This window comes from Actinomadura nitritigenes, from assembly GCF_017573545.1.
In the GTDB taxonomy this organism is placed as follows: Bacteria; Actinomycetota; Actinomycetes; order Streptosporangiales; family Streptosporangiaceae; genus Spirillospora; species Spirillospora nitritigenes.
The window spans coordinates 174,289-189,916 of record NZ_JAGEOK010000003.1 but is presented as its reverse complement, the minus strand read 5'-3'; the positions used below and the strand labels follow the sequence as shown (position 1 = coordinate 189,916).

The 15,628-nt window shown below is 71.8% G+C and carries 16 protein-coding genes; 8 read left to right on the top strand and 8 right to left on the bottom strand.

Features of this window, described 5'->3' with window-relative positions:
* Positions 1 to 11: 11 nt before the first annotated feature.
* The 3 genes from J4557_RS05335 to J4557_RS05325 all read left to right on the top strand — a co-directional run bounded on the left by J4557_RS05335 (position 12) and on the right by J4557_RS05325 (position 1,610).
* Positions 12 to 539, top strand: a complete 528-nt coding sequence (locus tag J4557_RS05335) for a hypothetical protein (RefSeq protein WP_208265226.1) — start codon at positions 12 to 14, stop codon at positions 537 to 539.
* A gap of 139 nt (positions 540 to 678) precedes the next feature.
* A complete protein-coding gene (locus tag J4557_RS05330) occupies positions 679 to 1,236 on the top strand; it encodes a hypothetical protein (protein ID WP_208265225.1) in 558 nt (185 codons plus the stop codon).
* 11 nt (positions 1,237 to 1,247) lie between these two features.
* On the top strand, positions 1,248 to 1,610 hold the full coding sequence (locus J4557_RS05325; RefSeq protein WP_208265223.1) for a hypothetical protein: 363 nt from the start codon (positions 1,248 to 1,250) through the stop codon (positions 1,608 to 1,610).
* Positions 1,611 to 1,717: 107 nt separating this feature from the next.
* On the opposite strand, the gene J4557_RS05320 is transcribed toward J4557_RS05325, so the two are convergent.
* Positions 1,718 to 2,224, bottom strand: a complete 507-nt coding sequence (locus tag J4557_RS05320) for a hypothetical protein (RefSeq protein ID WP_208265222.1) — start codon at positions 2,222 to 2,224, stop codon at positions 1,718 to 1,720.
* Positions 2,225 to 2,263: 39 nt separating this feature from the next.
* Here J4557_RS05320 and J4557_RS05315 point away from each other — a divergent pair, with 39 nt between their 5' ends.
* Together J4557_RS05315 and J4557_RS05310 are read left to right on the top strand one after the other, a co-directional pair.
* On the top strand, positions 2,264 to 2,950 hold the full coding sequence (locus tag J4557_RS05315) for a response regulator transcription factor (RefSeq protein WP_208265220.1): 687 nt from the start codon (positions 2,264 to 2,266) through the stop codon (positions 2,948 to 2,950).
* Entirely contained in the window at positions 2,947 to 4,290 is a 1,344-nt protein-coding gene (locus tag J4557_RS05310) for a sensor histidine kinase (protein WP_208265218.1), read from the top strand. Before J4557_RS05315 ends, J4557_RS05310 begins: the two co-directional genes overlap by 4 nt.
* A 16-nt stretch (positions 4,291 to 4,306) precedes the next feature.
* Here J4557_RS05310 and J4557_RS05305 read toward each other — a convergent pair whose 3' ends face one another.
* A complete protein-coding gene (locus J4557_RS05305; RefSeq protein WP_208265217.1) occupies positions 4,307 to 4,804 on the bottom strand; it encodes a DinB family protein in 498 nt (165 codons plus the stop codon).
* Between the two features lie 103 nt (positions 4,805 to 4,907).
* Complete coding sequence (locus tag J4557_RS05300) at positions 4,908 to 6,128, bottom strand: serine hydrolase domain-containing protein (protein ID WP_208265216.1); 1,221 nt, start codon at positions 6,126 to 6,128, stop codon at positions 4,908 to 4,910.
* A 323-nt stretch (positions 6,129 to 6,451) separates the two neighbouring features.
* On the opposite strand from J4557_RS05300, the gene J4557_RS05295 reads away from it, so the two are divergent.
* Positions 6,452 to 7,822: an erythromycin esterase family protein gene (locus J4557_RS05295; protein ID WP_208265215.1), complete on the top strand. Its 1,371-nt coding sequence runs from the start codon at positions 6,452 to 6,454 to the stop codon at positions 7,820 to 7,822.
* A gap of 179 nt (positions 7,823 to 8,001) precedes the next feature.
* Here the strand turns inward: J4557_RS05295 and J4557_RS05290 are convergent, their stop codons facing one another.
* The 4 genes from J4557_RS05290 to J4557_RS05275 all read right to left on the bottom strand — a co-directional run bounded on the left by J4557_RS05290 (position 8,002) and on the right by J4557_RS05275 (position 12,681).
* Entirely contained in the window at positions 8,002 to 8,802 is an 801-nt protein-coding gene (locus tag J4557_RS05290) for an SDR family NAD(P)-dependent oxidoreductase (protein WP_208265214.1), read from the bottom strand.
* Between the two features lie 8 nt (positions 8,803 to 8,810).
* Positions 8,811 to 10,364, bottom strand: a complete 1,554-nt coding sequence (locus tag J4557_RS05285; RefSeq protein WP_208265212.1) for an AMP-binding protein — start codon at positions 10,362 to 10,364, stop codon at positions 8,811 to 8,813.
* Between the two features lie 3 nt (positions 10,365 to 10,367).
* Positions 10,368 to 11,594 carry a thiolase family protein gene (locus J4557_RS05280; protein WP_208265210.1) on the bottom strand — a complete coding sequence of 409 codons (1,227 nt, stop codon included), beginning with the start codon at positions 11,592 to 11,594 and terminating at the stop codon, positions 10,368 to 10,370.
* Between the two features lie 103 nt (positions 11,595 to 11,697).
* On the bottom strand, positions 11,698 to 12,681 hold the full coding sequence (locus J4557_RS05275; RefSeq protein WP_208265208.1) for an alpha/beta hydrolase: 984 nt from the start codon (positions 12,679 to 12,681) through the stop codon (positions 11,698 to 11,700).
* A 64-nt stretch (positions 12,682 to 12,745) separates the two neighbouring features.
* On the opposite strand from J4557_RS05275, the gene J4557_RS05270 reads away from it, so the two are divergent.
* On the top strand, positions 12,746 to 13,300 hold the full coding sequence (locus J4557_RS05270) for a TetR/AcrR family transcriptional regulator (RefSeq protein WP_208265206.1): 555 nt from the start codon (positions 12,746 to 12,748) through the stop codon (positions 13,298 to 13,300).
* 32 nt (positions 13,301 to 13,332) lie between these two features.
* On the opposite strand, the gene J4557_RS05265 is transcribed toward J4557_RS05270, so the two are convergent.
* The gene (locus J4557_RS05265) at positions 13,333 to 14,787 is read right to left on the bottom strand and encodes an APC family permease (RefSeq protein WP_208265204.1); all 1,455 of its coding nucleotides are present in this window, start codon (positions 14,785 to 14,787) and stop codon (positions 13,333 to 13,335) included.
* A 199-nt stretch (positions 14,788 to 14,986) separates the two neighbouring features.
* On the opposite strand from J4557_RS05265, the gene J4557_RS05260 reads away from it, so the two are divergent.
* Positions 14,987 to 15,613 (top strand): TetR/AcrR family transcriptional regulator, encoded by a 627-nt coding sequence (locus J4557_RS05260; RefSeq protein WP_208265203.1) that lies wholly within the window; start codon positions 14,987 to 14,989, stop codon positions 15,611 to 15,613.
* The last annotated feature ends 15 nt before the right edge of the window (positions 15,614 to 15,628 follow it).

The window sequence follows — 15,628 nt, the reverse complement described above, 5'->3', positions numbered from 1 at the left end:
AAGGAACAGGCATGGTCATCGCCAGGACCGCGACGTACACGGCGACGTACGCCCGCGCCGAACTGATCAAACTGCAGGTCGAACGCGTCCTCTCGCGCAGCTCCCGGGACCGCGACTTCGTCCGCCGGCTCCTCCTCGGCGTCGACAGGCGCTGGATCAAGGAGATCTCCGTCTACGGCCTCGACGGGGACGGCGCGTGCCATGTCGAGCTGTTCATCAAGATCGACTGGGAGCGGAACGCGCTGCACCTGTCGGCCGGCCGGGACATGGTCCAGGTCGACGCCGGCTGGGACGGCGGGGTCTCCACCGAGATCGACCTGGCGCTGCAGAAGTTCGAGCTGGTCGCCCGCGAGCTCGGGCTCCGCAAGGTCGTCCACTCCCGGTACGCCGCCGGCGTCGACCGGAGCAGGGCCAACCGGGAGCTCGGCTTCCGCAACGCGGACCCCGTGCAGTGGCGCAGCGGCTTCTACGGCACCACGATGAGCATCCCCGAGCTGGACGAGGTCACCGTCGGCGTCAACCTGGCCGGGCAGGGCTGACGGCCCCCGCCCGCCGCGCCCTTCCCGGTGCGCGCCCTTCCCGAAGCGCGCCTCGCGACGCGTGACGAGCCGCGCGTATACCGGACGTGTACCGGCATCCGCCATCGTGCTCGCTGAGGCTCTGTCGGCGATCGGAGGAATGATGGATGGAGCGGCGACCACGACGATCCCTCCCGACGACGTGACCGGCGCGGCCGCCCGGCACGGGTTCGGCGCGCTCTGCGACGTCCGGCGGGAGGTCACCGCGACGACCGCCGTCGTCCTCGGCGGCGCGACCGCGGCGGGATGCCTCCTGCTCATGTGGCTGCTGTCGCTCGTCCCCGGCTCCACGGACGTCTTCTCCTGGGTCCACTCGCTGGCCTACCCGATCCACTTCGTCCTGCTGATGGGCTTCCTCTGGGGGATCGTCTACGCGATCCGCGGCCTGACCGTCGGGTCCCGGGCGACGTACCTGTTCGACGGCGGCCTGGTCGCCCGGCGCCGCAGCGGCCCGCTGGTGATCGCCTGGCGGGACCTCGCCGCGGTGAAGGCCGTCTACAAGCGCAAGCAGGGCGACGAGGGCAAGGTCGCCGGCTACAAGGTCGAGGGCCGCGACGGCACGACCATCCCCGTCCCGCTGCTGCTGACCGGCGGCCGGGACGCCTTCATCGACCGCATCATCGCCGAGGCGGGCTCGCACGGCCGCCCGGTCACCTGAGGGAGAGCACCATGACCGAGCCGCAGCCCGCCCCGCACTACCAGCAGCCCCCGCAACCGGCCCCGCACTACCAGCAGCCGCCGCAGCCCGCGCCGCAGGACCAGCAGGTCCCGCACTACCAGCAGCCGGCGCAGGCCGCCCCGCACTACCAGCAGGTCAGCGACGAGCAGCGGCGCATCTGGGACACCAAGGGCAAGCGCGGCATGGGCTTCGGCGTCGCATGGTTCGTCGCCGGCCTGCTCATCACGCTGATCACCTACAGCAACGCCTCCGGCCCGAGCGGCGGCGTGTACGTCGTCGCCTGGGGCCCGATGCTCTACGGCGCGTACCGCCTCATCTCCGGCTACCTCATGTTCAGGAAGAGCCAGCAGTAACGGCCGCGGACCGAGGGCGGGCGGCCGGCGCACGGGCCGCCCGCCCTTCCGTGCGCGCCTTGCGCGCGCCCGCTTCTCCGCGCGCCTCCGTCCCGGGGCCGTCTCGCTCAGTACTCGTAGACCTTGACGGCCGGCGGGCGCTGGTCCCAGGTCGCCACGATCGACGACGTGTGCTCGTCGGTGAGGAAGTCGACGCGCAGCCAGCCGGCCGCCTCCGTCACGCGCGTCTCGTAGCCCGGGTTCGGCGTCGCGGACACCAGCTTCACGCGACCGCCCGTGAAGGCCAGCACCGCCTGCCCGCCGCGCGCCGCGAAGCTGCGCACGTCGCCGGACGGCCTCTGCTTGGACGGCTTCCCGGACGGAGACGGCGACGGGGACCGGCTGGGCGTCGGGCCCTGGTCCTCGCCCGCCGCCGGACGCGGCGCCGACGTCGGCGATCCGACGCTCGTCGGCGGACCCGGCAGGGTGGACGGGCTGCCGTGGATGACCGGGCCCGCGATCGGCGGCGGCGCCGACCGCTCCGACACCGCGCCGCGCACGACACCGCGCACCCCGAGCCAGGACAGCGCCACCGCCACCGCGGTCGCGACCGCCCACGGGGCAACATACGACATCGCCCGACGCATCGACACATGGTGGCATACGGTTCCGGCATGGCGAGTGTTCTGGTTGTCGAGGACGACGCGAACGTCCGTACCGCCTTGATCCGCGAGCTGAGCGCGCGCTCGCACGTCGTGCGCAGCGTCGGCACCGCGATGGACGCGCTCCGCGAGGTCACCCAGTCGCCGCCGGACGTGGTCATCCTGGACCTCGGGCTGCCCGACCTCGACGGGGCCGAGGTGCTGAAGATGCTGCGCGGCGTGTCCGACGTCCCCGTCATCATCGCCACCGCCCGCGACGACGAGCCCGAGATCGTCCGGCTGCTCAACGCCGGCGCCGACGACTACCTGATCAAACCGTTCTCCGCCGAGCACCTCAGCGCCCGGCTCGCCGCGGTGCTGCGCCGCTCCGTGCGGTCCGGGCCGTCCGCCGAGATCAGCGTCGGCGGTCTGCACATCGACCTCGACCGCCGGGAGGCGCGGCTGGACGGCGCGCCGCTGGAGCTGACCCGCCGCGAGTTCGACCTGCTCGCCTACCTCGCCGCCCGGCCCGGCCGCGTCGTCGCCCGCCGCGAACTGCTCGCCGAGGTGTGGCGGCAGGCCTACGGCGACGACCAGACCATCGACGTGCACCTGTCCTGGCTGCGCCGCAAGCTCGGCGAGACCGCGGCGAAACCCCGCTACCTGCACACCGTCCGGGGCGTCGGGGTCCGCCTGGCCGAGCCCGGCTCCCGCGCATGAGACGCACGCTGGTGCTGGTGTCCCTCGCGGTCACCTCGATGGTCGCGCTGGCCTTCCTCATCCCGCTCGCGCTGACCGTCCGGGAGATCGCCCGGGACCGGGCCCTGACCACCGCCGAGCGGCAGGCGAGCGCGCTCGGCCCCGTGCTCGTCGTCACCGAGGACCCGGCCGCCCTCGAACGCGCCGTCGCCAGCACCCAGGCCGGCGCCGCCGGACGCATGACCGTGCACATGCCGGACGGCACGCTCGTCCCGAAGCCCGGGCCCGGCGACCCGTCGGCGGGTCCCGAGCAGCTCATGGAGGCGGGCCGCCGCGGCCGCTCCTACACCGCGCGCGTCTCCGGCGGGTACGCGCTGCTGCAGCCGGTGTCGCTGGACGCGGGCCGGACCGCCGTCATCGAGGTGTTCCTGCCCGACGGCGACCTGACCCGCGGCGTGTGGAAGGCGTGGCTGGTGATGACCGCCGTCGCCGCCGCGCTCGTCGCCGGGTCCGTCGCCGTCGCGGACCGGCTCGGCAACCGGATGATCCGCTCCACCCGCCGGCTCGCCGAGGCCGCCGCCGCGTTCGGCGACGGCGAGATGTCGGTCCGGATCGAGCCGGACGGGCCGCCGGAGCTCGTCGAGGCCGGCCTGGCGTTCAACGCGATGGCCGACCACGTCGTCCAGCTGCTGTCCGCCGAACGGGAGATGGCCGCCGACCTGTCGCACCGGCTGCGCACCCCCCTCGCCGCGCTGCGGCTCAACGCCGAGGCGCTCGGGAAGGGACCCGTCCCCGACCAGACCCGCGAGGCCGTCGACCGCCTCGAGCGCGAGGTCGACCAGATCATCCGGACGGTCCGGCGCCCCACCGGGCGCGGCAACTGCGACGCGTCCAAGGTGCTGCGCGACCGCGTCGGGTTCTGGTCCGTGCTCGCCGAGGACGAGGGCCGCTCCTGCGAGCTGATCGGCGCCGAGGGCCCGGCGCCGCTGCCGCTGCCCGGCAGCGAGCTCGCCGCCGCCGTGGACGCGCTGCTCGGCAACGTCTTCCGGCACACCGCCGAGGGCACCGGCTTCGTCGTCACCCTGCACCAGGGGCAGGGCGTCACCGGCATCCTCGTCGCCGACGGCGGCCCCGGCATCGCCGACCCGGACGCCGCCCTCAAACGCGGCAGCAGCGGCGGCGGCTCCACCGGGCTCGGGCTCGACATCGCGCGCCGCGCCGCCGAGTCCACCGGCGGCTACCTGCGCATCCACCGCAGCGTCCTCGGCGGCGCCCAGGTCCAGATGTGGTTCCGCACCAAGTGGCTGCCCCCGGCCCGCCGCTCCCGCCGCCTGGTCCGCCGCCGCCACTCGCGCACCTGATCAGTCCCGCACCCGGTCAGTCCCGCACGTGGTCGCCCGTCGTCCCGTCGACCAGCTCCCGGACGACGTCCATGTGCCCGGCGTGCCGCGCGGTCTCCTCGATCATGTGGATCAGCACCCAGCGCAGGGACACCGTCGGCCCGAACCAGGCCGTGCCCGTCGCGTCGAGGTCCAGCTCGTCGATCACCGCGTCCGCGCCCGCCCGCGCCCGCTCGTAGAACGCGAGGATCCCCTCGGCGGTCTCGTCGGCCTCGACCCGCAGATCCATCTCCGGATCGTCGTCGTCCAGCGGCAGCGGCTCGGTCTCCCGCCCGAACGTGTGGCAGAACCAGAAGTACTCCATGGCCGCCAGGTGCTTCGTCAGCCCGAGCAGGCTCGTGCCCGTCGGCGTCATCCGCCGCCGCGCCTGCTCCTCGTCGAGGCCCTCGAGCTTCCACGGCACCACGTCCCGATGCCGGTCGAGGCTCGCCCGCAGGCTTTCCTTCTCATCGCCGAGAAAAGGCACATTCTTCATCGCTGGACCGTACCAGCGCCGGGGCCGGCGCCCGCCCCGGAAGGCGCCGGCCCCGTTCACCGAGTCGGCGGCAGGGGAGTGCTCAACGTGACACGTGGCCCGGCTACGGCGTCCGCGGCGACCGGCCCGCCTTGGACGAGTGGGAGCAGTACTCGGCGGTCACGGCCTGGGCGGTGAGCTGGACCTGGTTGACGGTGTCGCTGGTGAAGACGAACGACATCATGTGCCGTCCGTCGCGCGTGCTGCCCATCCAGGTCTCCCAGCCGTCCAGGGTCCCGCCGTTGCCGTACACCTTGACGCCGCAGGGCGTCGTGCCGATCACCGTCCCGAGGCCGTAGCGGAACATGTCGCTGCCGGGATAGGGCTGCGATCCCGGCACGGGGCGGAGCATCGCGCGCAGCAGCCGTCCGGGCAGGAGCCGTTCCCTCATCAGGGCGGAGTCGAACCGGTTGAGGTCGCCGACCGTGGAGATCAGGTCGCCGCTGGCGCGCGCGAACGTGGTGTTGACGTTGGTGTTGTCCTCGAGCCGCGTCGGGTCGTCGTCCGCCGGTACGTACGCGTGCAGGTGCGGCGGGCGGATCCGCGGGTTCGCGCCCGGGAAGTAGGTGCTGCGCAGGTGGAGCCGCTGGATGATCCGCCTGGTGACCTCATGGACGTACGACCGGTGGGTGACCTTCTGGATGATCATGCCGAGCAGCGCGTAGTTGGTGTCGGAGTACCTCCAGGAGGTGCCCGGCGGAAAGTAGGGCGGATACTCCACGCCCGCTTCGGCCAGTTCCCGCAAGGTGAAGTCGTGCCGCGGGTCGGTCTCGGCGATCTCCTCGATGCGGGGGTTGTCCGTGTAGTCGGCGATGCCGCTGGTGTGGTTGAGCAGCATGCGTACCGTGATCTTGTCGGGCTGGTACCCGTTGCCCTGGACGACCCCGGGGAGCACCTGGGCGACGGTGTCGCCGAGGCGCAGGCGCCGCTCGGCGACGAGCTGGAGGATCACGGTCGACACGAACGTCTTGGTGACGCTTCCGGCCCGGAATCTCATGGGCGCCCGCGGCGGCCGCCCGGTCGCGATGTCGGCCACCCCGCTGGACAGGTTCAGGACCCGGCGGGGCGTGCGCGACTGGGCGAGCGCGCCCGGGGCGCCCAGCCGCACGGCCTCGTCCAGGACGCGCTGGAGGGCCTTCCCCGACCCGTCGCCACCGGTCTCGGGCGCTCGTTGGGCGGCGGTCGCCGTGCCGCCGGTGAGGTTCAGCCCAACCGTGAGCGCCAGGACCGCGGAGGCGGTGCACCACCTTGCCGACGTTTGTCTGAGAGTTCTCTTGATCAGCATGATGTCACTTTAAGTGAGCTATCGGTAGCAAAGTGCATTCAAATCAAGAAGGAACGGTAATGTCGAAGACCTGGCCATCGGATCTCTGCGGCCTGATCGCGAACATGGTGCGAATACGGCTAAGTCCCCCCAAAGTAGACATCGCGCTTATCTTGGTCGGCGGGTCTTAGGCGCAACATTTACCTTTTCCGGGGCGATGGCAGCGGATCTGACGGAGAGATCACTCCTAGTCCGCGCGTTTGCGGGTCGGCGTCCTTTCGCCCCCTCGGATGGCGGACGAGCTGGACGGACCAGCGTTCACCCTTCTACGAGGTCTGCGGAACATGCCATCTCTTCATGCCGGTAAATGGCCGGCTCTCGTCGCCGTGCTCGCGCTCGGCGTCTCCTCCTTCACGCCGGCGCCCGCGCGTGCCCGGCAACCGGACGCGAAACCGGAAGACGCGGTGGTGCGCGCGCTCGACCAGGCGGCGCATCCCCTGCTGACCACCGAGCCGGACCACGACATGCGCGACCTGCGGGCGCTCGGCCGGATGATCGGCAACGACCCCGTGGTCGGCCTGGGCGAGGCGACCCACGGCACGCACGAGTTCTTCAGCTTCAAGCAGCGCGTCTTCGAGTACCTGGTCAAGGAAAAGGGATTCACCACGTTCATGCTGGAGCTGAGCTGGGGGACCGGACTCCAGCTCAACGACTACGTCCTGTACGGCAAGGGGGACCCGGCCAGGATCATGCGGCAGGAGTTCCAGCAGAACTACCGCCTCTTCGCCAACCAGGACTATCTGCGGCTCATCAGGTGGATGCGGGCCTACAACGAGCGGCACCCGAAGCGGCCGCTGCAGTTCATGGGCGACGACATCTACTTCCCGCACGTGCGGATCTTCAGGGACATCTTCAGGTACGTGCGCGAGCGCGGCCGCCCCGACCTGGTGCCCAAGCTCAAGGCCCTCTACGACGGGCTGATCCCGACCACCGACTTCAACACGTGGGAGGCGCGGTACGACGCGAGGCCGAGGAGCGAGCGGCTGCGGGTGCAGCGCCAGGCCGCGGAGGCTCTGCGGCTGGTCAGGAGCCTGCGCCGGGGTGCGCCCCGGAAGGCGGCCGAATGGGCCGAGCAGCAGGCGAACGTCGCGTTCTGGATCGCCAAGGCGCACGCCGCCGAGGACTTCTCGGGCCCGCGCGACGAGGCCATGGCCATCAACACCGTCTGGTGGCTCCGCCACAAGCACAGCAAGATCCTGCTGTCCGCCCACAACGCCCACGTCGGCTATCTGGGGGAGTCCCCGCCGCACACGTTCAAGCGGCAGGGAACCTGGCTGCGCCAGATCCTCGGCCCCCGCTACCTGGCCATCGGCGCCAGCTTCTACCGGGGGAGGTTCACCGCCATCGACGATAAGACCAGGTATCTGCGGAGATTCACCGTGGGCGCGCCGCCCCGGGAGAACGGCGAGCAGGTCCTCAACAGGGTGCGCTTCCCCAAGTACTACCTCGACATGCGCACCGTGAAAGAGCCGGCGCGCTCGTGGCTCCAGAAGGAACGCCAGGTCCGCTACATCACGGCGGTGTACAACCCGACCGCTCCGGAGGACAACAACATCGTGCAGTCGCTCGGCCGCACCTACAGCGTCCTCGTCGAGCTGCGCGACACGACGGCGTCCAACCTGATCCCGGGAATCCCGCTCGGACCGCAGCCGTAGCGGCCCCGTTCCCGCCCTCCGGCCGGGAACGGGGAGGCGACCGTGCCGACGGCTCGAACCGGGCCGGCCTCGGACGAGGCCCCGGCGCCCCACCCGCACGGGTGGGGCGCCTCTCGTCCGGCGCGGCAACGGCCTCATGAGCCCCGTTGTCTCCGCACCGGCCTGCGGCTACCCGCTGCTCACGCGAAGCCGAGCGCGATACCCCCGTCCACGATGAGTTCGATCCCGGTGACGTACTTCGACCGGTCGCCGGCGAGGAACAGGGCCGCCTCCGCCACGTCCCAGGGCGTGCCCATGTGGCCCATCGGCACCTGGGCGTCCCGCTTGGCCCACATCGCCTCGATGTCGGGACTGTCGTAGGCGTCGGCGAGCATCGCCGTGGTCACCATGGGCGTCTTCATCAGGCCGGGGAGCACCGCGTTCACCCGGACCCGGTGCCTGGCGAACTCCCGCGCCGTCATCCGGGTCAGGTGGTTGAGCCCCGCCTTGCTGGCGTAGTAGCTCGCGTACGGCACGCCGCTCCAGCGGATCCCGGTGATCGAGGAGATGTTGACGATGGACCCGCCGCCCTGCTCGACCATCTGAGGGATGACGTGCTTCATCGTCAGGAACGCTCCCTTGAGGTTGACCGCCAGGACCCGGTCCCAGTCGGCCTCGTCGAGCTCGGTGACGCCGCCGACGGTTCCGATTCCGACGTTGTTGTCGAGCACGTCGAGGCGCCCGTGCTCGCTGACGACGGCGTCGACGACGGCACGGACCTGCGACTCCCGGGTGACGTCGAGTTCCACCGCGTCGGCGTCACCGCCCTCGGCCCGGATCAGCCGGACGGTCTCGTGCGCCGAGGGGAGATCGATGTCGGCGCAGATCACGGTGGCGCCCTCCCGGGCGAAGGCCAGCGCCGTGGCACGGCCGTTGCCGATCCCCTCGCCCACGCAGCCCGCACCGGCGATGAGCGCGACCCGGCCCGTCAGTTCCTTCATGATGCTCCTCAGATTCTCGTGCGACGGTCGGCCCAGAACGCTTCCCGGACCTCGCGTTTCAGGACCTTGCCGTTGCCGCTGCGCGGGAGCCGGTCAGTGAAGACGACCTGCTTGGGCGCCCGGACGGAGCCGAGCCGCTCGCGGCAGCGGTCGATCAGTTCCGCCTCCCCGGCGTCCTGTCCGGCCTTGAGTTCGACCACGGCCGTCACGGCCTCGCCCCAGTCGGGGTGCGGGGTGCCGACCACGGCGCAGTCCTGCACCGCGGGATGGCTCCAGATCACCTGCTCGACCTCGCTGGGGTAGACGTTGAAGCCGCCCGAGATGATGAGGTCCTTCTTCCGGTCGGTGATGTGGAGGTAGCCCTCGGCATCGCGATGCCCGAGATCGCCGGTGTGCAGCCATCCGTCGACGACGGTCTCCGCGGTGCGCACCGGGTCCTTGTAGTAGCCCTTCATCACGAGGTCGCCCCGAACGCATATCTCGCCCGTCCGGCCCTGCGGCACTTCCGCCCCGTCCCGGTCGAGGATCGCCACCGTGACCAGCGGGTAGGGACGTCCGCACGACCGCAGCCGCTCCTCCGGCGCCACCTCGCCGCCGATCAGGTGCTCGTCGGGCCGCAGGAACGAGATCGCCGCGAAGGCCTCCGTCTGCCCGTAGCCCCCCAGGAAGACGGGCCCGAGGCGACCGATGCCGGCGCGGAGCTTCTCGGTCGACATCGGTGCCGCGCCGTACACCAGGTAGCGCAGGGACGAGGTGTCCGCGGTCCGGTGCTCCAGGGTCTCCATGAGCCGGTAGACCACTGTCGGCGGGAGGAACACCTCCGTGACCCGATGCCGTTCGACGGCGTCCAGGACGCCGTCCGGAGTCGCGCGCGGGATGATGACGACCATGCCGCCGCGCGCGGTGGTCTGCAGGCTGAAGAGCCCGGCCGTGTGCGTCATCGGTGCGGCGGCGAGGTTGACGATGGGCGCGCCCGCGGGATAGGTCAGCGCCATCATCTGGTGGGCGACCATCACCGACAGGCTGCGGTGGGTGTTCATCACGCCCTTCGGCTCGCCGGTCGTTCCGCCGGTCGGTGCCACGACGGCCACGTCGTCCATGGCGAAGCGGACGGGCGGTGGTGTGTCCGGCCGGTCGGCGGTCCAGTCGTCCAGGGAGAGATCGTCGGTTCCCGCCCCGAGGGCCACGTAGAGGCCGACTCCGTGCGACGCGGACTTCATCTCCGCTACCTGATGGGCCAGATCGGGATGGTAGAAGAGCACTTCCACGTCGAAGCGCCGCAGCAGCCGGACGTTGTCCTGCACCGGGTCGGCCGGGTTCAAGGGGACCCAGGCCGCGCCGGCGCGCCATGTCCCGAGTACGCAGATCCATGCCAGCGGGGCGTTGGGGGACAGGACGGCGACCTTCGACTCGTGCCGCGCTCCCGCGCCCAGCAGCGCGTGCGCGATCCGGCACGACAGCGCCCCGGCGTCGTCGAAAGTCCACGTCTCGTCGCCGGCCCGATAGGCGACGCCCGCCGGGTCGATCGCCCGGCCGCGGTCGAAGAAGTCGATGACGGCCATCGCTCATGCCCTCCTCAGGACGACCACGGAGGTGACCGCCTCTTCGCCGCGGTGGAAGCCCCCGCCGTTCTCGGCCAGGGCGATCCGGGCCCCGTCCACCCGGCGGGGACCTGCGGTCCCGCGCAACTGCTCGGTGAGTTCGAAGATCTGCCCGAGCCCGCTCGCCCCGAGGGGGTGGCCCTTGGACTCCAGGCCGCCGGAGGGGTTCACCGGGATCCTGCCTCCGAGGGCGGTCTCGCCCCGCAGTGCCGCCGGACCGCCTTCGCCGGGCGGGACGAGGCCGAGCATCTCGGTCTGGAGGACCTCGCCGAACGCCGTGGCGTCGTGGACCTCGGCCACGTCGACATCGTCCGGGCCGACCCCGGCCTGTTCGTAGGCGCGTGCGGCCAGCAGGCGGGCCTGGTGCCCCTCGAAGGTGCGCGTGTCGCGGTCCGTCCCGGTGCCGATCACGCTGGCGAGGACCTCGACCCGCTTCGGCGCGCCCAGCCGCCGGAGCCCGGCCTCGCTGCACACGACGACCGCGGCGGCCCCGTCGGTGATCGGCGCGCACATCGGGACGGTGAGCGGGTACGACAGCCTGCGCGCCGCCAGCACGTCCGAGACCGTCATCGGCCTGCGGTAGTGCGCCCGCGGGTTCGCGGCCGCGTGGTCGTGGTTCTTGGCCGCGACCGCCGCGATCTGCTCCTGGGTCGTGCCGTACAGGCGCATGTGGTTGCGCGCGACGGCGGCGTAGACGTCCATGAAGATCGAACGGGGCCCGAGGTCGGGTTCGTCGACCTCGCCGCCGAGGTCCAGCAGGGTCCGGGCGAGGGCCGCGGGATCGGCGATGTCGTAGGCGCCGTCGAACACCGACATGGTCCGCTCGGGGTCCCCGACGTTCATCCGTTCCACCCCGATGGCCAGCGCGACCTCGGCGGCTCCGGCGCGGATCTGGTTCACGGCGAGTGCGAACGCGGAGGCGCCGGTGGCGCAGGCGTTCTCGACGTTCACGACGGGGATGCGCTGGATGCCCATCGCGCGCAGGGCGATCTGCCCCGGGATCATGTGCTGGCCTTCGAGCGCGCCCTGGGCGGCGGTGCCGAAGAACGCGGCGTCCAGGTCGTTCGCGGCGGCGCCGCAGTCCCGCAGCGCGTCGGTGACGGCCCACCGGGTGAGGTCGCTGACGCTCTTTCCGGAATGTCTGCCGAAGGGGGTCATCCCGACTCCGGCGATCCAGACGGGGGTGGTCATGGCTTCCTTTCGGCTCGGGAGCCGGCGCGTCCGCGTGTGCGCGATCCGATGCCGTCCCGGCGCGCTCGCGGGCCGCGCCTACGCCCCGCGCGGTCGGTGCCGGTCATCGCTCCTGCGTTCTCGCCGAGTCCACCGCAGGGTGCAGGTGGCGGCGCAGGAAGGCGAGGACCTCGCGGCGTGCGGGGCGGGCGTCCGGGATCAGCCCGGGCATGCTGAGGAATCCGTGGATGGCCCTCGGGAAGCGGGCCACGCGGGCGTCGGTGCCGGCCGCGCGGAGGCGTTCGACGTAGCGGCGTCCGTGGTCGTCTCCGGGGTCCAGTGCGCCGGTGATGACCAGCGTCGGGGGCAGGCCCGCGAGATCCTCGAACTTCACCGGTGACACGCTGCGCGGGTCGAGGGTCGGCGGCACGCTCAGCCTGCGGGCCGTGCGCCATTCGGACACCGACAGCCCGGGGTTGCCGGCGTTCGCCGCCACCGAGGGGTAGTCGGCCATGCTGTCGGTCCAGTCCGTGCTCGGGTAGGCGAGCACCTGGGCGTGCAGCGGCGGGCCGTCCTCGCGGGCGCGGAGCGCGACGAGCGCGGCGAGCGTGCCGCCGGAGCTCTCGCCGAGGACCGCGACGGCCGCGGGGTCGATGCCCCAGCCGAAGGGGTCGTCGACCAGCCTGACGAGCGTGTCGTAGCCGTCGTCGAGCGGCTCCGGCAGCGGGTGCTCGGGGGCGAGGCGGTATTCCACCGACACCACGACCGCCGGGCAGTGGGCCGCGAGGTGGCTGTTGAGCCAGTCGTTCTGTGCGGGCGTGCCCACGATGAAGCCGCCGCCGTGCAACGACAGGATCAGCGGCAGTCCCGGACGGGCGTCCTTCGGGCGGTGCACCCGCAGCCGGAGGCGGCGGCCCGGCAGGTCGATCGTCTGCTCCTCGATGCGGGCGCGGCGGTCGGGCAGGCCGGTGATGACCCGTACCGCGCGGGACGCGCGCAGGCGGTTGACCTTGCCGCGCGCGGCGATCACCTGCTCCTCGGTGAGCGCCTCCCAGTCCAGCTTGTCCCTGAGGATGATGCGGGCGCCGAGCGGTGCCTTGGCTGTCATGATGTCCTCCTGGTTAATTACGCTACTAGCGGTAGCGTAATGCGGGTAGGTTAGCCTGAGCCGGGTGCGGACTTCCACCTCCACCACGGCGGGACGCCCTCGCTCGGACGTGACCGCGACCGTCTTCGCGGCCACCCTGCGGTCAGTGCGGGAGCTGGGCTATGCGGGCGCGACGATGGATCGCATCGCGGCGGCGGCGGGGGTCGCGAAGACGACCATCTACCGCCGATGGCCCTCGAAGGGCGCGCTGGTCGTGGACTGCCTCCTGGACGCGTTCGGCCCGGTTCCCCTGGAGGGCGCGAGCCGGGAGGAGGTCATGTCGTCGGCCGTCCACTGGATCGCGGGGAAGATCGGAGAACCGGGCGTGGGCGCCGCGTTCGCGGGCGTGTTCAGCGACGCCGTCAGCGATCCGGCCCTGCGCGAGATCCTGTCCACGCGGTTGCAGGAGCCGTACCGGCTGGCGCTCCAGGAAGCGCTGGACGAGCCGGACCACCGGGTCCTGCTCTTCATCGACGTCGTCACGGGGACCCTGCTGCACCGGATGGGCATGACCGGTGAGCCGATGGTCGACGCCGACGTCTCCGCGCTGATCGAGATGGTGCTGGGCCCGTACCGCTGAAAGTGCCCGCCCCGCCCCGGCGTACGTCGCCCTCAGCCGGCGGCGAGGTCGGGCTGGTTCGGCGCCAGGTCCTGGTCGGACGCCTCGGCGCCGTGCCGCCGGCCGGCCATGGCCGCCCCGGCGACGGCGGCTGCGGGCATGAGCCAGGGCAGGGAGTTGACCCAGGTGAGGTCGCTGCCGGTCAGGGTCGGGTAGTTGACGATCATCAGGACGAGCCCGGCGGCCAGGCCGAGGGCGCCGAGCGCCGGCGCAGCGATGGCGCCCCAGATCGACTCGCCCCGGCGGTGGCGGAGGAAGAACCCGACGATCGAGAGGGCGGCGATCGCCTGGAGGAGGACGATGCCGAGCACGCCGAGGCCGTAGAGGCTGATGCCCATGCCGAGGTAGGGGTCCTGGCCGGCGAGGGCGAAGCCGAGGGTGGCCGCCGCGACCAGGCCGAGCTGCCAGGTGCTCGCCACGACGGGGGAGCCGTGCCGGGCATGGATCCGGGCCATCGACCCCGGGAGAAGGCCGTCGCGGGCGAGCGCCACCTGGTAGCGGGCGGTGTTGCAGTGGAAGGCCAGGAACGCGGCGAACAGGCTGGTCATCACGAGGATGCCCATGACGTCGGCGAAGGTCTGGCCGAGCTGGTCGGCGCCGGCGTTGAAGATGAAGTTCTCGGGGTCGGCCTTGGCCGCGGCCCGGGCGTGGTCGGCGCCGTACGCCGAGATCGCGGCCCACGTGGTGACCAGGTAGAAGCCGGCGATGACGGCCAGCGAGAGATAGGTGGCGCGCGGGACCGTGCGGTGCGGGTCACGAGCCTCCTCCCCGTAGAGGGCGGTGGCCTCGAATCCGACGAAGGAACCGAAGGCGAGCATGAGGCTGACGCCGAAGCCGCCGCCGAACACCACCGCGGGTTCGAACACCTCCAGGGAGAAGCCGCGGGGCCCGTCGTGGACGAGCACCGCCGCGTCGAAGCCCAGCAGGACCAGCACCTCGGCGGCGAGCGCCACGCCGAGCACCTTGGCGCTCATGGTGACCTCGAAGTAGGCGAGGACCGCGGTGACCAGGAAGAAGGCGAGGGCGCAGACCTGCCAGGAGACGTGCGCGCCGGCGATGTCGCTGATGACTTCGCTGCCGAAGTACGCCAGCGCGCCGAAGATGCCGATGGTGGCGGCGTTGTAGGCCAGCAGCGCGACGTAGGCGGTGGCGCCGCCCGCCCGCCGTCCCAGCCCCTGCCGGGCGAAGGTGTAGAAGCCCCCGGCGTTGGTGATGCGGCGGCTCATCCGCACGTATCCGGCGCTGAACAGGGCGAGCACCACTCCCGCGATCAGGTAGGTGCCCGGGACCCCGGCGCCGTTGCCCAGGGCGATCGACAGGGTGAGCAGCGCGACCACGACGCCCATCGGGGCGACGCCGGCCAGGACGAAGAACACGATGTCGGCCGTGCCCATGGCACCGCCGTCGAACTTCCCCTCGCGGGGGCGGATGGAGTCCACCGTCGACATGGACGGTCCCCTTTCTCTCGGGACGACGACCCGTGCGGCGCGAGCGCTTCCGCCCCCGGCCACGTGCCGCGGGTCTCGGAAGGGAGGTCGTCCAAATCGGTCAGCTGACCGATAGGGGAGGACTGTAAGCACGCCCTGCGACCCTTGACAAGGCGCTGTGGCAAAATTTCGGTCATCCGACCGAGCTTGGGGAGAGTGAATGGCGTACATGGAGGCCACGGCCCGCGGCAGGCAGCTCGTGGCGGCGGCCCGGAGCGTGCTGTCCCGGGAGGGGGTGGCCCGCACCTCGTTGCGCGCCGTCGCCGCGGAGGGCGGGGTCTCGCTCGGGACGCTGCAGTACGTCTTCCCTTCCAAGGAACTCCTGCTGCGGGCCGTCATCGAGGACGTGGTCGACGAGATCGCCGGAGTGCTCAAGGACTCGGTCCAGGTCGAGGGCGGTCTGGAGCACGCGATCCGCCAGGGTCTCACCAACTTCTGGTCCCAGCTGGTGGCGGAGCAGTCCAACCTGCAGGTCATGCAGTACGAGCTGACCACCTACGCCCTGCGCACCCCGGGCCAGGAGTGGCTGGCGCGCTGGCAGTACGAGCGCTACGCCGGAATCGTGGCCCAGTGGTGCCAGGAGGCCGCGGGCAATGCCGGCGAGATCTGCGCGGTCCCGTTCGCCCGGCTGGCCAGGGTGGTGGTCGCCAGTGTCGACGGGCTCATCCTGCAGCACGTCTGCGATCCCAATCCCGCACGGTCGCGCGAGGACCTCGACGGCGTCATCGAGATGCTCATCGCGCTGGCCCGGGTGCGGCCCGCGGGGGCCCGCGCCGCGGACGACTGAGCCGAACACGGGCCG

Coding starts and splice junctions, on each gene's coding strand:
- J4557_RS05335 (WP_208265226.1), top strand. CDS start 12: ATGGTCATCGCCAGGACCGCGACGTACACGGCGACGTACGCCCGCGCC.
- J4557_RS05320 (WP_208265222.1), bottom strand. CDS start 2,224: ATGTCGTATGTTGCCCCGTGGGCGGTCGCGACCGCGGTGGCGGTGGCG.
- J4557_RS05325 (WP_208265223.1), top strand. CDS start 1,248: ATGACCGAGCCGCAGCCCGCCCCGCACTACCAGCAGCCCCCGCAACCG.
- J4557_RS05265 (WP_208265204.1), bottom strand. CDS start 14,787: ATGTCGACGGTGGACTCCATCCGCCCCCGCGAGGGGAAGTTCGACGGC.
- J4557_RS05315 (WP_208265220.1), top strand. CDS start 2,264: ATGGCGAGTGTTCTGGTTGTCGAGGACGACGCGAACGTCCGTACCGCC.
- J4557_RS05260 (WP_208265203.1), top strand. CDS start 14,987: ATGGCGTACATGGAGGCCACGGCCCGCGGCAGGCAGCTCGTGGCGGCG.
- J4557_RS05300 (WP_208265216.1), bottom strand. CDS start 6,128: ATGCTGATCAAGAGAACTCTCAGACAAACGTCGGCAAGGTGGTGCACC.
- J4557_RS05310 (WP_208265218.1), top strand. CDS start 2,947: ATGAGACGCACGCTGGTGCTGGTGTCCCTCGCGGTCACCTCGATGGTC.
- J4557_RS05280 (WP_208265210.1), bottom strand. CDS start 11,594: ATGACCACCCCCGTCTGGATCGCCGGAGTCGGGATGACCCCCTTCGGC.
- J4557_RS05285 (WP_208265212.1), bottom strand. CDS start 10,364: ATGGCCGTCATCGACTTCTTCGACCGCGGCCGGGCGATCGACCCGGCG.
- J4557_RS05275 (WP_208265208.1), bottom strand. CDS start 12,681: ATGACAGCCAAGGCACCGCTCGGCGCCCGCATCATCCTCAGGGACAAG.
- J4557_RS05295 (WP_208265215.1), top strand. CDS start 6,452: ATGCCATCTCTTCATGCCGGTAAATGGCCGGCTCTCGTCGCCGTGCTC.
- J4557_RS05305 (WP_208265217.1), bottom strand. CDS start 4,804: ATGAAGAATGTGCCTTTTCTCGGCGATGAGAAGGAAAGCCTGCGGGCG.
- J4557_RS05290 (WP_208265214.1), bottom strand. CDS start 8,802: ATGAAGGAACTGACGGGCCGGGTCGCGCTCATCGCCGGTGCGGGCTGC.
- J4557_RS05330 (WP_208265225.1), top strand. CDS start 679: ATGATGGATGGAGCGGCGACCACGACGATCCCTCCCGACGACGTGACC.